Annotated in this window: 25 protein-coding genes and 1 pseudogene; 16 read left to right on the forward strand and 10 right to left on the reverse strand. The window is 64.7% G+C overall.

Going from position 1 to position 17,247, the window contains the following annotated elements; all coding sequences use genetic code 11:
- Positions 1-71 precede the first annotated feature (71 nt).
- Positions 72-983, reverse strand: a complete 912-nt coding sequence (locus tag DK926_RS04760; RefSeq protein ID WP_114329123.1) for a manganese catalase family protein — start codon at positions 981-983, stop codon at positions 72-74.
- Between the two features lie 207 nt (positions 984-1,190).
- Between DK926_RS04760 and DK926_RS04765 the strand changes: the two genes are divergently transcribed.
- Together DK926_RS04765 and DK926_RS04770 are read left to right on the forward strand one after the other, a co-directional pair.
- Positions 1,191-2,222 carry an ABC transporter substrate-binding protein gene (locus DK926_RS04765; RefSeq protein ID WP_114329126.1) on the forward strand — a complete coding sequence of 344 codons (1,032 nt, stop codon included), beginning with the start codon at positions 1,191-1,193 and terminating at the stop codon, positions 2,220-2,222.
- 86 nt (positions 2,223-2,308) lie between these two features.
- Positions 2,309-3,118 carry a type II CAAX endopeptidase family protein gene (locus DK926_RS04770; protein WP_165839506.1) on the forward strand — a complete coding sequence of 270 codons (810 nt, stop codon included), beginning with the start codon at positions 2,309-2,311 and terminating at the stop codon, positions 3,116-3,118.
- 26 nt (positions 3,119-3,144) lie between these two features.
- On the opposite strand, the gene DK926_RS27245 is transcribed toward DK926_RS04770, so the two are convergent.
- From DK926_RS27245 to DK926_RS04780, 3 genes and pseudogenes are all read right to left on the reverse strand, one after another.
- The gene (locus DK926_RS27245) at positions 3,145-3,552 is read right to left on the reverse strand and encodes a hypothetical protein (RefSeq protein ID WP_347812635.1); all 408 of its coding nucleotides are present in this window, start codon (positions 3,550-3,552) and stop codon (positions 3,145-3,147) included.
- Between the two features lie 99 nt (positions 3,553-3,651).
- A pseudogene (locus DK926_RS27250) lies at positions 3,652-3,891 on the reverse strand (RES domain-containing protein); the annotation flags it as partial.
- The gene (locus DK926_RS04780) at positions 3,888-4,280 is read right to left on the reverse strand and encodes a hypothetical protein (protein ID WP_114329132.1); all 393 of its coding nucleotides are present in this window, start codon (positions 4,278-4,280) and stop codon (positions 3,888-3,890) included. The pseudogene DK926_RS27250 and the gene DK926_RS04780, both read right to left, overlap by 4 nt.
- Before the next feature lie 146 nt (positions 4,281-4,426).
- Here DK926_RS04780 and DK926_RS04785 point away from each other — a divergent pair, with 146 nt between their 5' ends.
- From DK926_RS04785 to DK926_RS04795, 3 genes are read left to right on the forward strand one after another with little or no spacing between them, the layout of a single operon-like run.
- Positions 4,427-4,777, forward strand: coding sequence for a metalloregulator ArsR/SmtB family transcription factor (locus DK926_RS04785; RefSeq protein WP_114329134.1), 351 nt, complete (start codon positions 4,427-4,429; stop codon positions 4,775-4,777).
- A complete protein-coding gene (arsB, locus tag DK926_RS04790) occupies positions 4,774-5,847 on the forward strand; it encodes an ACR3 family arsenite efflux transporter (RefSeq protein WP_114329136.1) in 1,074 nt (357 codons plus the stop codon). Before DK926_RS04785 ends, arsB begins: the two co-directional genes overlap by 4 nt.
- Positions 5,840-6,250: a low molecular weight phosphatase family protein gene (locus DK926_RS04795; RefSeq protein ID WP_114329138.1), complete on the forward strand. Its 411-nt coding sequence runs from the start codon at positions 5,840-5,842 to the stop codon at positions 6,248-6,250. The genes arsB and DK926_RS04795 overlap by 8 nt, the downstream gene beginning before the upstream one ends.
- A gap of 23 nt (positions 6,251-6,273) precedes the next feature.
- Here the strand turns inward: DK926_RS04795 and DK926_RS04800 are convergent, their stop codons facing one another.
- On the reverse strand, positions 6,274-6,732 hold the full coding sequence (locus DK926_RS04800) for an ArsI/CadI family heavy metal resistance metalloenzyme (RefSeq protein ID WP_114329140.1): 459 nt from the start codon (positions 6,730-6,732) through the stop codon (positions 6,274-6,276).
- A 98-nt stretch (positions 6,733-6,830) separates the two neighbouring features.
- Between DK926_RS04800 and DK926_RS04805 the strand changes: the two genes are divergently transcribed.
- The gene (locus DK926_RS04805) at positions 6,831-7,190 is read left to right on the forward strand and encodes an Rv2640c family ArsR-like transcriptional regulator (RefSeq protein ID WP_114329142.1); all 360 of its coding nucleotides are present in this window, start codon (positions 6,831-6,833) and stop codon (positions 7,188-7,190) included.
- 53 nt (positions 7,191-7,243) lie between these two features.
- Here the strand turns inward: DK926_RS04805 and DK926_RS04810 are convergent, their stop codons facing one another.
- Complete coding sequence (locus tag DK926_RS04810; protein ID WP_114329144.1) at positions 7,244-7,744, reverse strand: helix-turn-helix domain-containing protein; 501 nt, start codon at positions 7,742-7,744, stop codon at positions 7,244-7,246.
- Positions 7,745-7,816: 72 nt separating this feature from the next.
- On the opposite strand from DK926_RS04810, the gene DK926_RS04815 reads away from it, so the two are divergent.
- The gene (locus tag DK926_RS04815; protein WP_114329146.1) at positions 7,817-9,121 is read left to right on the forward strand and encodes an MFS transporter; all 1,305 of its coding nucleotides are present in this window, start codon (positions 7,817-7,819) and stop codon (positions 9,119-9,121) included.
- Here DK926_RS04815 and DK926_RS04820 read toward each other — a convergent pair.
- Together DK926_RS04820 and DK926_RS04825 are read right to left on the reverse strand one after the other, a co-directional pair.
- Positions 9,108-9,572: a hypothetical protein gene (locus DK926_RS04820; protein ID WP_243636648.1), complete on the reverse strand. Its 465-nt coding sequence runs from the start codon at positions 9,570-9,572 to the stop codon at positions 9,108-9,110. The two genes, DK926_RS04815 and DK926_RS04820, sit on opposite strands and share 14 nt — an antisense overlap.
- Positions 9,563-10,162, reverse strand: coding sequence for an RNA polymerase sigma factor (locus DK926_RS04825; RefSeq protein ID WP_114329148.1), 600 nt, complete (start codon positions 10,160-10,162; stop codon positions 9,563-9,565). Before DK926_RS04825 ends, DK926_RS04820 begins: the two co-directional genes overlap by 10 nt.
- Before the next feature lie 223 nt (positions 10,163-10,385).
- On the opposite strand from DK926_RS04825, the gene DK926_RS04830 reads away from it, so the two are divergent.
- The 8 genes from DK926_RS04830 to DK926_RS04865 are packed head-to-tail and all read left to right on the forward strand — an operon-like array spanning position 10,386 to position 14,029.
- Complete coding sequence (locus DK926_RS04830) at positions 10,386-10,868, forward strand: Asp23/Gls24 family envelope stress response protein (RefSeq protein ID WP_114329403.1); 483 nt, start codon at positions 10,386-10,388, stop codon at positions 10,866-10,868.
- Positions 10,865-11,194: an Asp23/Gls24 family envelope stress response protein gene (locus tag DK926_RS04835; RefSeq protein ID WP_114329150.1), complete on the forward strand. Its 330-nt coding sequence runs from the start codon at positions 10,865-10,867 to the stop codon at positions 11,192-11,194. Before DK926_RS04830 ends, DK926_RS04835 begins: the two co-directional genes overlap by 4 nt.
- Positions 11,191-11,484, forward strand: a complete 294-nt coding sequence (locus DK926_RS04840; RefSeq protein ID WP_114329152.1) for a hypothetical protein — start codon at positions 11,191-11,193, stop codon at positions 11,482-11,484. Before DK926_RS04835 ends, DK926_RS04840 begins: the two co-directional genes overlap by 4 nt.
- 46 nt (positions 11,485-11,530) lie before the next feature.
- Positions 11,531-11,710 (forward strand): DUF2273 domain-containing protein, encoded by a 180-nt coding sequence (locus DK926_RS04845; protein WP_068425778.1) that lies wholly within the window; start codon positions 11,531-11,533, stop codon positions 11,708-11,710.
- The gene (locus DK926_RS04850) at positions 11,703-12,158 is read left to right on the forward strand and encodes an Asp23/Gls24 family envelope stress response protein (RefSeq protein WP_165839507.1); all 456 of its coding nucleotides are present in this window, start codon (positions 11,703-11,705) and stop codon (positions 12,156-12,158) included. Before DK926_RS04845 ends, DK926_RS04850 begins: the two co-directional genes overlap by 8 nt.
- Positions 12,155-12,748, forward strand: a complete 594-nt coding sequence (locus DK926_RS04855) for a DUF6286 domain-containing protein (protein ID WP_114329156.1) — start codon at positions 12,155-12,157, stop codon at positions 12,746-12,748. Before DK926_RS04850 ends, DK926_RS04855 begins: the two co-directional genes overlap by 4 nt.
- Positions 12,745-13,317 carry a hypothetical protein gene (locus DK926_RS04860; RefSeq protein WP_125833374.1) on the forward strand — a complete coding sequence of 191 codons (573 nt, stop codon included), beginning with the start codon at positions 12,745-12,747 and terminating at the stop codon, positions 13,315-13,317. The genes DK926_RS04855 and DK926_RS04860 overlap by 4 nt, the downstream gene beginning before the upstream one ends.
- Positions 13,307-14,029: a GAF domain-containing protein gene (locus tag DK926_RS04865; RefSeq protein ID WP_243636649.1), complete on the forward strand. Its 723-nt coding sequence runs from the start codon at positions 13,307-13,309 to the stop codon at positions 14,027-14,029. The genes DK926_RS04860 and DK926_RS04865 overlap by 11 nt, the downstream gene beginning before the upstream one ends.
- Before the next feature lie 57 nt (positions 14,030-14,086).
- Here the strand turns inward: DK926_RS04865 and DK926_RS04870 are convergent, their stop codons facing one another.
- On the reverse strand, positions 14,087-15,049 hold the full coding sequence (locus DK926_RS04870) for an oxidoreductase (protein ID WP_114329162.1): 963 nt from the start codon (positions 15,047-15,049) through the stop codon (positions 14,087-14,089).
- Positions 15,050-15,102: 53 nt separating this feature from the next.
- On the opposite strand from DK926_RS04870, the gene DK926_RS04875 reads away from it, so the two are divergent.
- The gene (locus tag DK926_RS04875; protein WP_114329164.1) at positions 15,103-15,585 is read left to right on the forward strand and encodes a MerR family transcriptional regulator; all 483 of its coding nucleotides are present in this window, start codon (positions 15,103-15,105) and stop codon (positions 15,583-15,585) included.
- Between the two features lie 118 nt (positions 15,586-15,703).
- On the opposite strand, the gene thrS is transcribed toward DK926_RS04875, so the two are convergent.
- Positions 15,704-16,945, reverse strand: coding sequence for a threonine--tRNA ligase (thrS, locus tag DK926_RS04880; RefSeq protein WP_114329166.1), 1,242 nt, complete (start codon positions 16,943-16,945; stop codon positions 15,704-15,706).
- Positions 16,946-17,247 lie beyond the last annotated feature (302 nt).

Consider the following 17,247-nt stretch of genomic DNA (forward strand, 5'->3'; position numbering starts at 1 on the left):
CGGGTGAAGGGGCCTCAGACGACCAGAGCCGCAGACCTTCTCGGGTCTGCGGCTCTCGGTGTCCGCGGTGTCTACGGCTCGTCGGGATCCAGAGCATCCTTTATCTTTCCGACGACGCCCTTCTCCGTTCCGAGCGCGGATGACGGGGCACCCTTCGCGCCGTCGTACGTCGCGTACAGTTTCGGATCCGGTGCCGGCGCGGAGGCCTTGTTGCCCAACGGTTCTGGATTGGCATTGAAGCCCATCTGGTGTACAACGTCGGGCGCGAGGCGATCCGCCCAACCGCCGGCGGAAGAGAATTCCACGTCGGACAGATGCCACACGTCGAACGCGTGGTTGCCCTGTTCTTCTTCGTCCAGCAAAGCATTCGGCGCGACGACGCCCTCGAGCCCATCGGCTTGCAACTCTTCGATCGCGGCGAGCCACAGGTTCTGATGGTGGGTGTCGCGGGCGAGGTTGAACTTCAGCATCGCCTTGACACCCGGGTCGTCGGTCATGTTCCACAGACGGGCGGTCTGCAACCGGCCTTGGGCTTCCGCGGCGGCGTTCGCACGGAAGTCGGCCAACAGGTTTCCGGAAGCGACGATGTAGCGGCCGTTCCACGGGACACCGTTCGAATCCTGAGGCATTGCACCTCCACCGGCGACGATGGCCTGCTGCGGGTCCATTCCGCCCATCACCGCCGCGACCACCGGGTCACCGCCGGCGGCCTTCGTGGACTCGGTGGCCGGCGCGCCTTCGAGCAGACGTGCGACCATCGTCGCCAGCATCTCCACGTGCCCGATCTCCTCGGTGGCGATGTCCATGATCAGGTCCTTGTACTTACCTTCCATGCGACAGTTCCAGCCCTGGAACAGATACTGCATGGTCACGGTCATCTCGCCGTATGCGCCGCCGATCAACTCCTGGAGCTTGCGGGCGTACACGGGGTCCGGCTTCTCGGGCTTGACGTCGAACTGCAGGTAATCGGTATGGCGAAACATGTAAACGCCATTTCATGGGAGACAAGTGACGGTTACCACATTCGGTTACCGGCCCATCGATTCAGCCAAACATGTTCTGCCACACGATCTTCGGTCGCACAACCGGCCGACAACCGCCCAGTTTGCCCATGCCGCAGGACCGCACGTTCCTCGCCAACTAAGCACAGGCTAACCTGAGGGTCCGATCACGACTCGACAGGAACACACTTGACTCTCCGAACGACCCTCCGCGCCGCCGCGGCACTGACCGCGGCTGCGGCGGTAGCCGTCACCCTGGCAAGCTGCAGCTCGTCCGAATCCGACGACACCGCCGCGCCGACGACCGCCGCATCCGACGCCTCCTTCCCGGTGACCGTGCAGCACATGTACGGCGAGTCGACGATCGACACCGTCCCCGAACGGGTCGCCACGTGGGGCTTCGGCACCACCGACGCAGCTCTCGCGCTGGGCGTGGTCCCGATCGCGATGCCGACGGCCGATTACGGCGGCGGCGACGACCTCACCTATCCGTGGGTCAAGGACAAGATCGACGAACTCGGCGGCGAGGCGCCCGTCCTCCTGGACAACGCGACCTACGAACTACCCGTCGAGCAACTTCTCGCGACCGACCCCGATGTTCTCCTCGCGCCGCACTCCGGTCTCACCCAAGACGAGTACGACGCGGTCACCGCAGCAGGCATCCCGGTCATCGCACCACCCGAAGAACTCTGGTCGACGCCGTGGCGCGACGTCATCACGACCACCGGTACCGTTCTCGGACGCGTCGGCGAGGCGAGTGACGTCGTCGCCGATCTCGACAAGCAGGTGTCCGACGCCGGGGCCGAGCACCCCGAATTCCGCGGTCGCACAATTGTTTACGTATCCGAAGCCGAGGACGTGTACTACCTGCTCCTGCCGTCCGATCCGCGTGTGGAGCTGCTGACCAACCTCGGCTTCACGTCGGCGCCGTCGGTGACCGAGCTGGCGACGGGCGAATCCCCCTTCTCCACAACCGTTTCCGCGGAGAACCTGTCGAAGATCGACGCCGACGTCGCGTTCACTCAGGTCGACACCGACGCCGATCTGCAGGAGTTACTGTCGTCGACGACGTCGCGTCAGATCCCGGCCGTCGCCAAGGGTGCCGTGGCCGGCTTCGTCGGCGAGGAAGTCGGCTCGGCCATCCCGCCGACGGCCCTGTCCATTCCGTATTTCTTGCCGACGCTCGTCGACGGGCTCGCGAAGGCCGTTACGGTCGCTTAAGCGCCTTCGTGCACGAAAATGCATAGCCCGTCATGCATTTTCGTGCACGTAGTGTGCGGAGCCACACCATGCCGTACCTTCATCCCATGACGGCCCCTCGAACTGCCGAAGCACGTCCGACCAGACACCTCACCGTCGCCGCCCTCATTGCACTCGTCGTCGTGTATCTGGCCGTCATTCAAGGCATCGGTTGGTTGATGTCGCGGGGCCTCGATGCGCAATACGCCGCGCCCACCACGATCGACGAATTGTGGCGTGGCATGACGTTTTCCATCGCCCTGTCGGTGGTTCTGGTCTATGCCGTCGTCGTATATCTTCGGTGGTGGCGGCCGGTGTGGGTCGACGACCGACCGGTCCAACGCTGGCTGATCGTCGTGCCGATACTGATGCTTGTCTCGATTCTGGTCGTCACCGACTACTCCGGCCTCGCCGCGCACGGCATCGCGTTCACGGCACTATTGCTGCTCACGTGTCTTCTGGTCGGCCTCGGCGAGGAGACCATGTTTCGTGGCATCGCCGTCACGTGCTTCCGCACCAACAACTTCAGCGAAGGCAAAGTGGCGCTGTGGAGCACGGTCATCTTCGGTGTCGCTCACGCCAGCAACATCATCGCGGAAGGTCCGAAGGCGTTCATCCAGGTCGTCGCCACGATCATTGCGGGTTACTTCTTCTACATCGTTCGCCGACGGACCCGCGGCCTGCTCGTGCCGGTCATTCTGCATGGGCTGTGGGACTTTTCGCTCATCTCGGGTCAGACGACACCGGGTGAGAGTCATCCGATCGCTGTGTTGGCGATAGTCACCATGGTCGTGCTCGCGATCATCTTGGTCATCCGACGGCATCACATCGAACCGGCCGACCGTGCTGCGGTAGACGGAACACCTGCGGTCGACTGAATAGTCCACGGCGACGAGCGACCTGTTCAGTCGTCGTCCCATACGAGGTGATGTAGCCGCATAGCTTCGATGAGCTCCGGGTCATTTTCGCGCACGGGTCCGTAATCCAGTGGCGTTACGTTCACACTGACGGCGCCGTCGCCGGGGCGTTCGTACAGCGCCCATAGCGCCAGGTCGCCACCGTGCCGCGACTCGAATTGAATTCCGGCCACGAGGTGGCCGTCAGGCCCCGTGAGGGTGTTGATCCAGTGTGAAATGTCCTGGGTCAGCGCACGGGGTCGGCCGTCACGAATCGCCGCGGTGTCTAGATCTAGCAGACCAAGCTGAATCGCCCTCGCGCGGAACTCTTTTCGCAGTGTTGCCAACGACTCCAGGTGTCCCGGCACGACGAACCACCCATCGATAACGCCGCTGCCGGTGACCCGAGAGTTCATCCACGACCGAGGTACCCGTCCGGGCTCGACGCCAGGGAACTCTTCACCGTCTTCTTCCACGATCTCTTCGAGAGCTGCGGCGAGTTCGTCGCTCGGACGGGCGTAGGCGAGAACCTCGAGAAAACAGGCGAGTCGGCTCGAGCCGACGTACAGCGTGCGCCATACCCCTGACGGGTCATCCCATCGGCCGTTGAAGCGGCCGTCAGTCGCGTACTCCCACGGCGTCCACTCCCAGGACGTAGGTGGATACCCAACGCGGTACGCGGCAGCGCCCGAAGCCCGCTCACAACAGACCTTGCCGCGGGACGTTGATACCAAGCGACGGTCTTGCTCGGTCATCCGACAGCAGCGAACTGACGAGCTGCCGCCAACACTTTCGGACCGACGTCGTGCAAGTCGCCTTCGCGAAGCAGCAACGCGGGTGGTCGGTCGTCGAGGATGGGGTTCAGACCTTGGAACCAGGTCTGCGCTACTGCCGGGCTATCGCGTTCAGTGATGAGCCGGGCTACTCGGTAGGCGATACGCATCCGTTCGACATCGGCCTCGTTGTGGATCGTGCGGCTTCCCTCGGCCCACTGCCGGACCGCGCGGGTTTCCTTGACTTTCCCGAGGTACGCCACGAGCTTGCTACCGAGCAGCGAACGCAGCGCCGAGACCAGCTCAGCCTGCGTCATCCGGGCTGCTTCGTTGTACGCGGCGAGGTCTGGCCGTGGGTGTGCGGCTGTCATAACAATCAACCTCCTTTTCACAGGGTAAATCACACCCCGGCACATCGTCCACAGCTCACCGGCAACGCTACTGTCCGCGTCGGCGACAGTGCACCAGAGATTTCTCTGAACTTGCGCGCTATTTCGACGATCGTCAATATAGATATGTGTCGAATCAAGAACCCTGCTGCCCCACCGAGCCTGTCCGTGATCCCCTCGGACGGGACGAGGCGTCGATGTTGGCGGGCGCGTTCAAGGTCCTCGGTGATCCGGTCCGGCTCCGACTGCTGAGTGTCATCGCAGCCCAGGCGGGTGGCGAGGCGTGCGTCTGCGACATCTCCCCCTCCGTCGACGTGTCGCAACCGACGATCTCGCATCATCTGAAGGTGTTGCGCGACAACGGTTTCGTCATCTCCGAGCGTCGCGGCACGTGGGTCTACTACCGGATCGTGCCGTCGACACTCACGCACCTGACGGCGCTGCTGACCGAGGTCGCGGGCACCGAGGTCCCGGCATGAGTGAAGCAGCGTCCCCACCTGCCGTCGTCGGAAAGCTGTCGACGCTCGATCGCTTCCTGCCGGTGTGGATCGGTATCGCGATGGTCGCCGGCCTGATTCTCGGACGCGCAATACCCGAGATGAACTCGGCTTTGTCCGCGATATCCGTCGACGGCATTTCGCTCCCGATCGCCCTCGGCCTGCTGGTCATGATGTATCCGGTGCTCGCGAAGGTGCGCTACGACCGGGTCGCTGCGGTGACCGGCGATCGCGCACTCCTGATCTCGTCGCTCGTTCTGAACTGGGTGCTCGGGCCGGCGTTGATGTTCGCGCTCGCGTGGCTGCTGCTGCCGGATCTTCCCGAGTACCGGACGGGTCTGATCATCGTCGGACTAGCGCGCTGCATCGCGATGGTCGTCATCTGGAACGACCTTGCCTGCGGGGATCGCGAGGCGGCCGCCGTTCTCGTCGCACTGAACTCGGTCTTCCAGGTGCTCATGTTCGCCGTACTGGGATGGTTCTACCTCTCGGTACTCCCGGGATGGCTCGGTCTCGAACAGCAGACGATCGACACCTCGGCGTGGCAGATCGCGAAGTCGGTGCTGATCTTCCTCGGCATACCGCTCGTAGCCGGATTCCTCACCCGACGTCTCGGCGAAAAGGCAAGGGGCCGAGCGTGGTACGAGGACCGGTTCGTACCGGTCATCGCGCCGTGGGCTCTGTACGGACTGTTGTTCACCATCGTCGTTCTCTTCGCGCTGCAGGGCGACCAGATCACGTCGAAGCCATGGGACGTGGTGCGCATCGCCGTACCGCTGCTGATCTATTTCGCGGTCATGTGGGGTGGCGGTTTCGCCCTCGGTGCCGCGCTCGGCCTGGGCTATCGCCGCACTGCCACACTGGCTTTCACGGCGGCAGGCAACAACTTCGAACTCGCCATCGCGGTGGCGATCGCAACCTACGGGGCGACGTCCGGGCAGGCCCTCGCCGGGGTGATCGGCCCTCTCATCGAAGTTCCGGTGCTCGTAGGTCTGGTGTACGTATCCCTGGCTCTCCGTGCACGTTTCGGAGAAGGCGCACGCAATGTCTGATCCGGTGAGAGTCTTGTTCGTCTGCGTCAGCAACCGCGGCAAGTCCGTGATGGCCGAGCGTCTCGTCCCGACGATGACCACGTCGATCGCCGCGTCGTCGGCCGGCACCGCAGCGAAGATCGGCGGAACGGTCAACGAACTATCTGCGGCAGCGCTCGACGAAGTGGGAGCCGACGTCGCCGATCACCGACCACGTCAACTCACCGACGAGTTGATGCAGGCCGTCGACATGGTCGTCGTGGTCGGTCCAGCCGAGGTCACGCCACCACCGGGGGTGACGGTCGAACGGTGGGCCACCGATGAACCGTCGGAGCGGGGCATCGACGGGCTCGATCGGATGCGGCTGATTCGCGACGACATCGCCGCGCGCATCCGCGCTCTCGTCGACCGCATCGAGCGGTAGGCGAGAGCGCGACGACGCGCGACTCAGCAACAGGCAGCCGACGCACCCCCGCCGCCGCCGCAACACACCGCAGCACTGTCATTGTCCTGCACCAGCTTCGGGCTCGTCCCGAAAGTGTCGGAGTCGGCTAGCACGGTGTAGACCTCCCACTTCTCGCCGGCCGGCCCGGTGACCCACACCTTGTCCTGGGTGGCGAAGCAACACGTCGTACCGATCTCCTCGTCGGTGAACAGACCCTCACCGGTGAGGCGCGCGATCTCGGAGTGCACCTGCGCGGACGAGTCGACCTCCACGCCGAGGTGATTGACCGTGCCGCCCTGGCCCGGATTTTCGATCAGCACGAGTTTCAGCGGCGGTTCGGCGATGGCGAAGTTCGCGTAGCCGGGCTTGACCTTCGCGGGCTCGACTCCGAACAGCTTGGAGTAGAACGTGATCGATTCGTCGAGCTTGTCGACGTTCAGTGCGAGTTGTGCGCGAGACATGACCAGACCTCCACCTGTGAGACATATGTCGAATTACTAGCGAACCCAGACTGCGCCACCTTTGCGACATATGTCAAGAAGGTTGTACGGTGAATGTCATGCCGAAGACGTTGCCGCTGATCGACACGACAGCTCCGATCTGCTGCGCACCTCTGGCGGCAGCCCCCATGGACAACGACGCGGCCCTGGAGGTCGCCCTGCGACTGAAGGCCCTCGCCGATCCCGCCCGGGTGCGGTTGATGTCGGCCCTCCTCAGCGCCGACGCCGGCGAGGTGTGCACGTGCGATCTCGCCCCTGCGGTCGAGCTGACGGAGTCGACGGTGAGCCATCACCTGGGGCAGCTCAAGAAGGCCGGCCTGGTCACGTCGACCCGTCGCGGCATGAACGTCTACTACTCGGCGAAGCCGGACGCACTCGATGCTTTGAGAGTCGTGCTCGATCCGAACTGCTGCCGCTGACCCGCCCGAAATGCACGGGGCACCCAGGACATCACGCCCCGGCCCCACCCCGGTCAGGGATCCTGCAGCCAACCGGCCGGCACGAGGTTGTCGGCGGTATGACGCCATGGCTTGACCCAGGTCATCTCGTCGGACCGCAGTGTTTCGCCGCATTCGCTACACACCTCGCCGCGGAACGTTTCCGCTCCACACGTCCGATGTATCAACGCCATGTGGCCGCCGCCTGCCGGAAGCTCGGTGTGCTTCTCGCCCCACAACGCCAACTGCTGCAAGATCGGGAGCAGGTCGACGGCAGCATCGGTCGCGACGTAGCCCTGGCGAACTCGCCTGCCGTTGTCGTAGTCCACTCTGTCCAACAACCCGGCGTCGGTCATCTCGCGCAACCGTCGACTCAGCACCGCCTCGGAGATGCCCAGGTTTTCCCGAAGTGCGTCGAAGCGTCCGCGTCCGTGCAGCACGTCGCGCACGATCAGCAACACCCACGGATCGCCCAGCACATCCAGTGACCGCCTGATTGGGCACTTCTCCCCCGACCAATCCGATCGCAGAGCCATTGCTTCCCATCGCCTCCCGAATTGGGTACTGTCACCGCCAGCATATAACTTCGTTGAAGAAAGTTAGCGTTCATGGCGGCTCAACCGGCGATCTCCGACACCACACGACCACGCTTCCGTATCCACCCGGCATGGTGGGTGGCACTCGTCGCATTCTTGGCGTTGCTCGGTGCGGCCGGGTTCCGCGGCGCCCCCGGAGCGTTGATGGTTCCCCTGCACGACGAGTTCGGCTGGTCGACCAGCATCATGTCCTTGGCCATCAGCATCAACTTGATTCTGTACGGGCTGGTGGCACCGTTCGCTGCAGCGCTCATGGATCGCTTCGGGATGCGTCAGATCGCCTGCAGCGCTCTGATATTGGTAGCCCTCGGCGCTGCAGGTTCGACCGCCATGACTGCCTCCTGGCAGCTGCTTCTGTTCTGGGGGCTGTTGATCGGCGCAGGTACCGGTGCCATGGCGTTGGTCTTTGCGGCGAGCATCGCCAACCGTTGGTTCGTCGCCCGACGCGGACTGGTGACCGGCGTGCTCACTGCGGGCGCAGCGACGGGGCAGCTCATCATCCTCCCGCCCGTCGCCGCGCTCGCCGAGAACATCGGATGGCGCCCGGCATCGTTGGTCATCGCAGCCACAGCACTGGCGGTGGCCCCGGCAGTCTGGCTGGTGATCCGCGATTACCCGGACGACCGCGGCGTACTTCCCTACGGCGCTGATCCCTCGTACGAGCCCGCCCCACGTCCTCACGGTGGTGCACTCAGGCGTGCTCTCACGGGACTGGCCGACGCAGCTCGAACACGCGCGTTCTGGGCACTCGCCGTCGCATTCGCGATATGCGGCGCAACCACGAACGGACTCATCGGGATTCACTTCATACCGTCTGCGCACGATCACGGAATGTCCACCACCACCGCGGCCGGACTCGTCGCAGCCGTCGGTGTGTTCGACATCATCGGAACCATCGCGTCGGGTTGGCTGACCGACAAGTTCGATCCCCGCATCCTGCTCGTCGCGTACTACACGTTTCGCGGCGTCGGACTGCTGCTGCTGCCCTGGTTGCTCTCTGACCACGTCCACCCGAGCATGCTGCTGTTCATCGTCGTCTACGGCCTCGACTGGGTGGCCACTGTCCCGCCGACCGTGGCGTTGTGCCGCACGCTGTTCGGCGACAACGGCACCATCGTGTTCGGTTGGGTGTTCGCTTCACACCAAATAGGCGCAGCGGCAGCGGCATTCGGTGCAGGCGTTGTCCGCGACACCTTCGGTACCTACACCTACGCCTGGTGGGCAGGAGCGGCGCTGTGCGTCGTCGCCGCAGCATTGTCCATCGTCGCCGCACGACGCCGCGCAGCAGCGCACCCCTCCGGCTCTACCCCTCCGTGACGTCCTCGAAGTGCACGGTGACGGCAGTGTCGTCTATGTGGTGGCCGAGCAGGTCGGTCAGCGTCGTGCGCGCGAGGTTGCCGAGGTCGAGCCCGACCGCATGCAAGTCGGTGCCGTACGCACCCGTCACGGTGATGGCGGCCCCGATACATGTGTGCCCGTCGAGCTCGAGGTCGACGGCGATGGGGTCGGCGCCGTGCACGCCGAGCAGAGCGCGTCGCACGGTCGAGCGCACGATGTGGTCACTGATGCGAAGGGTGTCGTGCCCCTGCTCGACGGACTCAGCCGGGTACGAGGCGTCGACCGGCCAGGTGCGACGCGTGGTTGCCCGCACCTTCGCGAGCACCGAGCTGCTGATGTCGACCCAACGCGGTTCGCGGTCGTGAGCCGACAGCTCCTGCGCTGCTCGGGCGAGGAGAGCGTCGTCGGGTTCGTCGGGGGTCATCTCCATGTCGACATCCTTGCGCTCAGTGTGGTTCGGGCTCGTTGCAGTTGTCCGCGCACCGCGCCGGGCGACATGGACATGATCTGACCGATTTCCACGTGGGTCATGCCTTCGACTTCCCGAAGGAGCCATGCTGATCTCTGACGGTAGGGCAATTCGGACAGCGCCGCGTCCAGGGCCGCCATGAACCCGGAACTCGCCGCCTGACGTTCGGGGTCGCCGGAGGGGTCGTGGTCGGCTCGTTCGAACACCCAGTCCTCGGCCGGGGAGATCGCGCGTCGACGACGGTGATCGACGACCTTGTGCGAGACCAGGCTGAACAGCCATGTCCGCAGGCTCGACGCGCCCCGGAAGTTCTCGAGCCCTTTCCAGGCTGCGACGAACGCGTCTTGGACGACTTCTTCGGCGGCCCCGGAATCGCTGAGGAGGTTGCGGGTGAAGCGATACATGTCCGGGCCGTACCGCATCACGATGGCCTCGAATGCCTGCCGGTCCCCGAGGACAGCCGCTGCGATCAGCGACTGGTCCGGCACATCGCCGCCGCGTCGTCGCCACGCAGCGTCACCTGCATCGATGTCATGTCCGTCGTCGAGCATCCCCATGTTCCTTTCGAGGACCACCCGACGTGTCCTACGGAGTCGACGGGTGCCGACCCCGTTTCACAGTGCTCTGTTGTACCTCCGGGTTGTTCCGTCCAAACATCCCGGGTTTTCGGCCTTCACCAGTGTGATCCAGAACACGTATTTCGGACGTGCGCTTTCCACGAGTCGCCACGACCAATCACCGAAGAACACACAATCGAACGAAGGGATATGGACGATGACCACCACGCAAGCAGCACCCACCGGCACGGCCCCCGCAACCACCACGAAGACGAGCCCCAAGCCGGTCTCCGATTCGGCATTGGTCAGTTCGGACGGCCGCACCACCATCGCGGACACGGTCGTCTCCAAGATCGCCGGCATCGCCACCCGCGAGGTCCAGGGTGTGCACGATGTGGGCGGCGGAGCTGTCCGGGCCATCGGTGCGCTGCGCGAGCGTATCCCGGGTGCACGCGTCAACCAATCTCAGGGCGTGTCGGTCGAGGTCGGTGAGCGGCAGGCAGCCGTCGACATCGACATCGTCGCCGAGTACGGCGTCTCCATCGCCGACCTGGCTGCGGGTATCCGTCGCAACGTCATCACCGCGGTCGAGCGGATGACGGGCCTCGAGGTCACCGAAGTGAACATCACCGTCCACGACGTCTACCTCGACGACGGCAGCGACGACACCGACGAAGCGGCACCTGTCCGCGTCCAATGACATCGGGTGACAGCGACAACGGCCGTCCCCGCCCCGACACGGGCGGGGACGTCGACCTGTCCGAGGCACTCGCCCGCACCGTGACCGCCACCGACGGCGTTGCGGGTCTGCACGGCGGCATGTTCGGAGAAGTAGCGACCTATCTGCCCGGCCGCCGCGTCGCCGGAATCCGGTTGGACGACAACGGGATCGACATACACATCTCGCTGTTGGCCGGTGCACCGATACGCGAGACGGCCGACGCCGTGCGCCGCGCAGTACACGCGGTCGCCGACCGTCCCGTGCACATCACCGTCGAGGACGTCGTCGAGGTGGCGAATTCGTGACAGGTCAGGAGAGGTCGGCCGAGCAGCGGCGTGCTGCTGCATTGAAAGCAGCGCGCCGCGAGATCGCCCGCACTCACCACCCTGATCGTGGCGGCGATCCGGACACATACATCCGTCTGCTCGCCGAACTCGATCGACGGCAGACATCGCGCCCGGCCACCGGCGCAACAGCGGTGCAGGGCATGTCTCGCCGCTCGCTACGGCGTCGGGCGTGGCGCCGCACTATCGACGCCGTACGCCGCAAGGTCCGGCGTCGCCTCACCGGCTCGTCCAAGCCGGCACGGCGCTGAAAGCCATGTTGGACACAACCATTCATTCCTTACACGTGGAGACCACATGAGAACGTCGACGATCGGACTTCTGGCAGGTTTGTTGATCGCCATTGCGGCTGCCGCGGGCGGTTTCACCGGTTTCCTTCTCGCACTGCTTCTCGGAGCAGGTGGCTACCTCTACGGCAGCTACCGCGACGGCGAGGTCGACCTTCAGTCGATCCTGCGGGGCCGTGGCCGTGGCTGACACGACCACCACCCTGGACGGTGGCGTCGCGCCTTCCGGTGCGACCGTCACCGATGCGCCGACGACGGCGTTGCGGGAACCGGATGAACGCGGTGCGCTGACCATCCGGGATTCGGTTGCCGAGACCATCGCACGCAAGGCGGCGCTCGCGGTGCCGCACGTCGTCGCGAAGTCGACAGGCTTGTCGAAACTGACCGGCCGCGGACTGCCGCGCGTCGAGGTCACGATTCGCGGAGACCACATCCGAGCATCGCTGGACGTGGCCATCGTGTGGCCGGCACCCACGGCGCGAACCGCTGCACAGATCCAGGACAGTGTCGCCGCGGACCTCGCCCGCTACACGGCACTGACGGTCGACACGGTCGACGTCACCGTCCTCGTCGTCACCGCAGAAGCCGTCGCGGCCGCGTCCGATTCTTCGACGCGACAGACCAGGAGAGTGCAATGACCGCTCCGACCACGATCTCGAAAGACAGTGCGACAACCCCGGTTTCGGATGCGCCCGTCGCGGAGAAGAAACCACTGGGCAGTGGTGCCGCGGCTGCGGTCGCGGTCCTGTTGGCTGCGGCCGTCGTCGCGGCCGGGGTGATCGCAGGCCGCGATGCCCTCATCGCCGCGGGCGCTCTGACCGGCGACAGGTGGATCGACGCCGGCCTGCTCTGGCTCGACGGACTCACCGCGCAGAATTGGATGGCGCCTGCCGGCATCGGTGTCGCCGTGCTCGGCGTCGTACTTCTTGTTGCAGCCGTCGCGCCGCGCCGACGCCCGTATGTCGCAACCTCGATCCCGGGTGTGTGGCTTCGCCGTCGCGACCTCCCGGCGCTCGCGCACGCGGCCGTCGTCGACATGCCCTCGGTGACATCGACCCGAGTTCGGGCTAGGCGACGCAAGGTCTCGGTTGCGCTGACGGTGCACCCCGGAACCGACTGTGCCGCACTGCAAAAGCAAGCAAAGACGGCGGTCGACGACGCGTTGTCCTCGCTGACGAAGTCACCGAAGGTCACCGTTTCGGCCTCCACAGGAAGGACCCGCTCATGAACCGCGCAACCATAGCGTTCGACCGTATTGCAGTGGCGCTCGTGGGCCTGGCCTTGATCGCCGTCGGCGCAGGGGCAGCGGCATGGCAGTGGGGTTACCTGCCGGAGACGCGCCAGCGCATCGATGTTCCGTTCGCCGAGAACACGATTCAGGCGACGTGGTGGCCGTGGGCTCTCGGAGCCGGCGCCGTCGTCTTCGTGCTCGTCGGGCTCCGGTGGTTGTTCGCGCATCGGCCCGGCCGACGTGTCGGTCGCCTTTCGGTGTCGTCGACGGGTGATCAGGCCGGACAGTTGTCGGTCGACGTCGACACCATCGCGCGATGCGCAGCCGACGCCTTGGCCGCGTCCGATTATGTCCGAAGTGCGCGCGGCACAACGCGTTCCGATCGAGGAGAGCGCGTCGTCGAACTGACTGCCACCCTCGAACCCTCCCCGTCGGCCCTCGCTCAGACCGCCCCGGTCCTGGCCGACACGACTCGGGACATCGCACTCTCGCTCGACGACACCCGCGCGTCGACCCGCATCCTGTTGCGCCTCCCACCACCGGCACGGGATCGCCGTGTCCACTGAGTCTCGCGCTGTGCCCGTTGCGGGCTTCGACGCCCGCCTGAATCAGCTTCTCGCCGAGCAGGCCGAGAAAGCCGGTGAAACGGTGGACACCTTCATTCGGCGTGCTGTAGTGACTCGGCTGGTCGAGGCGCTGAAAGCCGACGAGGAATCGGACGTCGGGCAGCTGCTACGCCACCTGCAATCCAATCTCGACAGCGGTAAGGACGGTTCCTACGACCCGTCTCTGGCCGGTACCGCGATCCACGATCCCGAGCGCTTGCGCGCTGTCGAGGCCACGGGGTTGCTCGACACGGACGTCGAGGAGCGGTACGACCGGCTCGCCGCGATGGCGTCGGATGCGTTGTCGGCGCCCGGCGCAGCGATCTCACTGTTGACCGACGAGCGCCAGTTCTACAAGAGCGCGATCGGGCTACCGTCCGAGCTCGACGGTGCGCGCGACATCCCGCTGGAGCTGTCGATGTGCAAGTACGTCGTCAACGCTGGGGAAACGGTGGTCGTCGAGGACGCGCGACTCGACCCCAATTACAACGAACACGCAGCCGTCACAGGCGAGCTGATGGTGTCCTACCTCGGAATCACGTTGTCCGACAACGACGGACATGCCGTCGGGACACTTTGCGTCTGGGATCAACAGCCCCGCCAATGGACCACCGGTCACGTGCAGCTGTTGCAGGACGTGGCGTGGATAGTGCGCGAACGCATCTTCGAATAAGCACATCGATGACTTGTGCGCCTGTCGAGATGCGGCGCGCACCGCTAGCTATCGACCTCACCTTCTTGGACCGAACTCATCCACCCCGACGAACGAGGCCGTGACTTCCCATAGTCTCTCGGCTTCACTCGGATCGATTGCCCACAGCTTCACGCCGCCGACGAGCATGTCGTCCCCCGTTGCCAATTCCGCGACGTCGCAATCCTGCAGATACGCACCACCGTGATCCACCAAAGCGGGTGACGTCGCCGCCCAGACTGCGGTCGCCGCACCTTGCGCCGGTGTCTTGAAGCCATCGGCGGATTTGCCTTCAGCTGTTCGCCAACCGAGACGGATCTGCTCCTCATCCGGTACGTGCCGCTGCAAAGGTGTCAGGATGCTGCCGGGGTGTACCGAGAAGGCTCGGCCACCGGCGGGTTCGAGCCGCCGGTTCAACTCCACGGCGAACAGCGCATTGGCCGTCTTCGATTGCCCGTACGCGATCCAGCGATCGTAGTCGTCGCGAAAGTGCATGTCGTTCCACCGGATTGTTGATTGGAAATGACCTGACGACGACACCACAACGACTCTGCAGCTGTCCGTCAACACCGGCGCAATCCCGTTGACGAGCGCGTAGTGACCGAGGTGATTGACCGCAAAGTGGGATTCCCAACCGTCCCCCACCCGCGTGAGCGGCACCGCCATGATGCCGGCGTTGCAGATGACAAGATCGATGTTCGACGCCATAGCAACGATGCCGCGTCCGCACTGCGCGACACTCTCGAGATTCGACAGATCGCACGGCACCGCCCGCGCACGATCCACGCCGATCAGGTTGTCGCGAGCCAGGTCCGGCCGTCGCGCAGGCACGATCACCGACGCGCCCGCGGCTGTCAGCCCGCGCGTGATTTCGAGGCCAAGGCCTGAGTAGCCCCCAGTCACCAACGCGGTGCGGCCGGTCAGATCGACTTCCGAAAGAACGTCGTCGACCGTGCTGTGTGCGTCGAACCCGCTACCGATGCGCTGCTGCGTTGTAGGCATGCCTCGACGGTAGAAACTAGAGTGCGGTCTAGGTCAAGACGAAGGGGGCTACTGTGGGTTTGCCATCCGACCGACTGTCGATCGGGGATGTCGCCTCGTCGATCGGCCTGAGCGTGCATGCCCTGCGCTACTTCGAACGTGAAGGCCTGTTGTTGCGTCCGATCGAGCGGGCCGGCTCCAAACACAGGATGTACGACGCCAGCGACGTCGATTGGTTGTTGCTGATCAACAGGTTTCGCGAGTCGGGCATGCCGATCGCGACGATCAGGCAATTCGCCCAACTGGTGCGTAGCGGCCCCGGCAACGAGGCGGATCGGTTGCAGATCCTGCGCGCGCACGAGGCCGCGATCGAACAGAAGATCGCCACGCTCCGGGAGAACTTGGACGTCATCCGCACCAAGGTTGCGATTTACGCCGATCACGTGGCACACGGCACGGCCGTGGGCGTGTGGTCGCCGCGACCGTCGTCACAGCAGGAAGACGACGAGCGCTCCCGCGGTGAGACCCACGACGGCAGCAAGGAGAAGGAATCGTAGATCGGTGCCACGTGTTCGGCTCGGCAGTCGGTTACGCATGCAAGGATTGAACCTTATAAACGGGGCTTCCGCTTGTTCAAGCCCACAGATTCGGACGTTCGGCGTACTTCTAAGGCCGTCACGATAGCGATTCCCACCGTGGACTCCTCAAACGCGACTGCTGCGCTTCCAGCATCAGCGCGAGCAACTCGTCTCTCCGAACCTGCCGTCGCACACCACCTGCGATGTCGGTGACCTGCACGGTCTCCGCTTCGACCTCCTCCGGTCCCACGACGCCGATCAGGTGGTCGCGTCGGGCTCGTGCATGTCGAATCCTGGCCCCGAGTGCACCAGCCTGATCGATGTTCGGCCGCAACCCCTTTCGGGCTGCAGCATCCGCGAAGGAACGAACTGCATCATCCTGGTCGACGCCGACAGGCAATAGCGCGATGTGAATCGGCGCCAGCCAGAACGGAAGTCGGCCCTGATAGTGCTCCAGCATCGCTGCGGTCACGCGCTCCATCGACCCCAGGGTTCCGCGGTGAATCATCACCGGACGGTGCGGTCGCCCGTCCTGCCCGGTGTATTCGAGGCCGAATCGTTCCGGCTGGTTGAAATCGAGCTGCACGGTCGCGATGGTCTGCTCGTGCCCGCGACTGTCCCGAACCTGTAGGTCGAGCTTCGGTCCGTAGAACGCGGCTTCACCAGCTGCTTCGACGAGCTCGAGCCCGTGTTCGTTGGTGATGGGTGCGGCCGCGTCGCGCAGGCTCTTCTGTCCCGACGCCCACTGCGCATCGGTTCCCAGCCAGGACGAGGACTCGTCGCGCATCGACAGCCGCACGTAGTCGACCGGTAGCCCCAGGATTTGTTGCGCCCGAATGGCAGAGCGCAGCGCGAGCTGCGCCTCGTCGAATACTTGGTCCGCACGACAGAAGACGTGGGTGTCATCGAGATTGATCTGCCGCACCCGGCTGAGTCCGGATACGACGCCCGAGCGTTCGGCCCGGAACATCGCCGCAAGTTCGTTGAGCCGGATCGGCAGTTCACGATACGAGCGAGTGGCCGACGCGTACATCAGCGCATGATGTGGGCAGTTCGCCGGGCGCAGCATCAGCTCGTCCTCGCCGAGACGCATGGCAGGGAACATGTCGTCACCGAATTTGCTCAAGTGTCCCGATCGTTCGTACAGCGCCCGCTTCCCAAGCACCGGTGAATACACGCCCAGGCAACCGTCCTCGCGTGCAATCTCTTTCGCGAGGGCTTCGAGTTCGTGACGGATGACGGCACCAGCCGGCAACCACATGGGAAGGCCGGACCCGACGAGCGGATTGGCGGTGAAGACGGACATGTCGCGGTTCAGTTCGCGGTGATCGAGGGTCATGAGTGCGCTCCTGTATCTGGATGACGGATACAGACCCAGGAAACGACAAAACCCCGGATCCGATCCGGGGCTAGTGTGAGGCTGAGTGGGTCAGTCCATCGCGAGGGCACCGGAGATGTCCGGCGTCGTCGTCGAGGAACTGGAGATCAACACACGAGAACATAACCGAGCATGTACGACGGCGCCACGCATTTTTCGGACAAGCACAACGCGGCACGCATTCGACGTCGACGTCGACGGCTGCAGTGCGGTCGAGGTCGAGACGGAGGAGGCCCCCTTGGGTTCGTCGAGCGAACGACTGT

The organism is Rhodococcus sp. Eu-32 (genome assembly GCF_003336925.1).
In the GTDB taxonomy this organism is placed as follows: Bacteria; Actinomycetota; Actinomycetes; order Mycobacteriales; family Mycobacteriaceae; genus Rhodococcoides; species Rhodococcoides kyotonensis_B.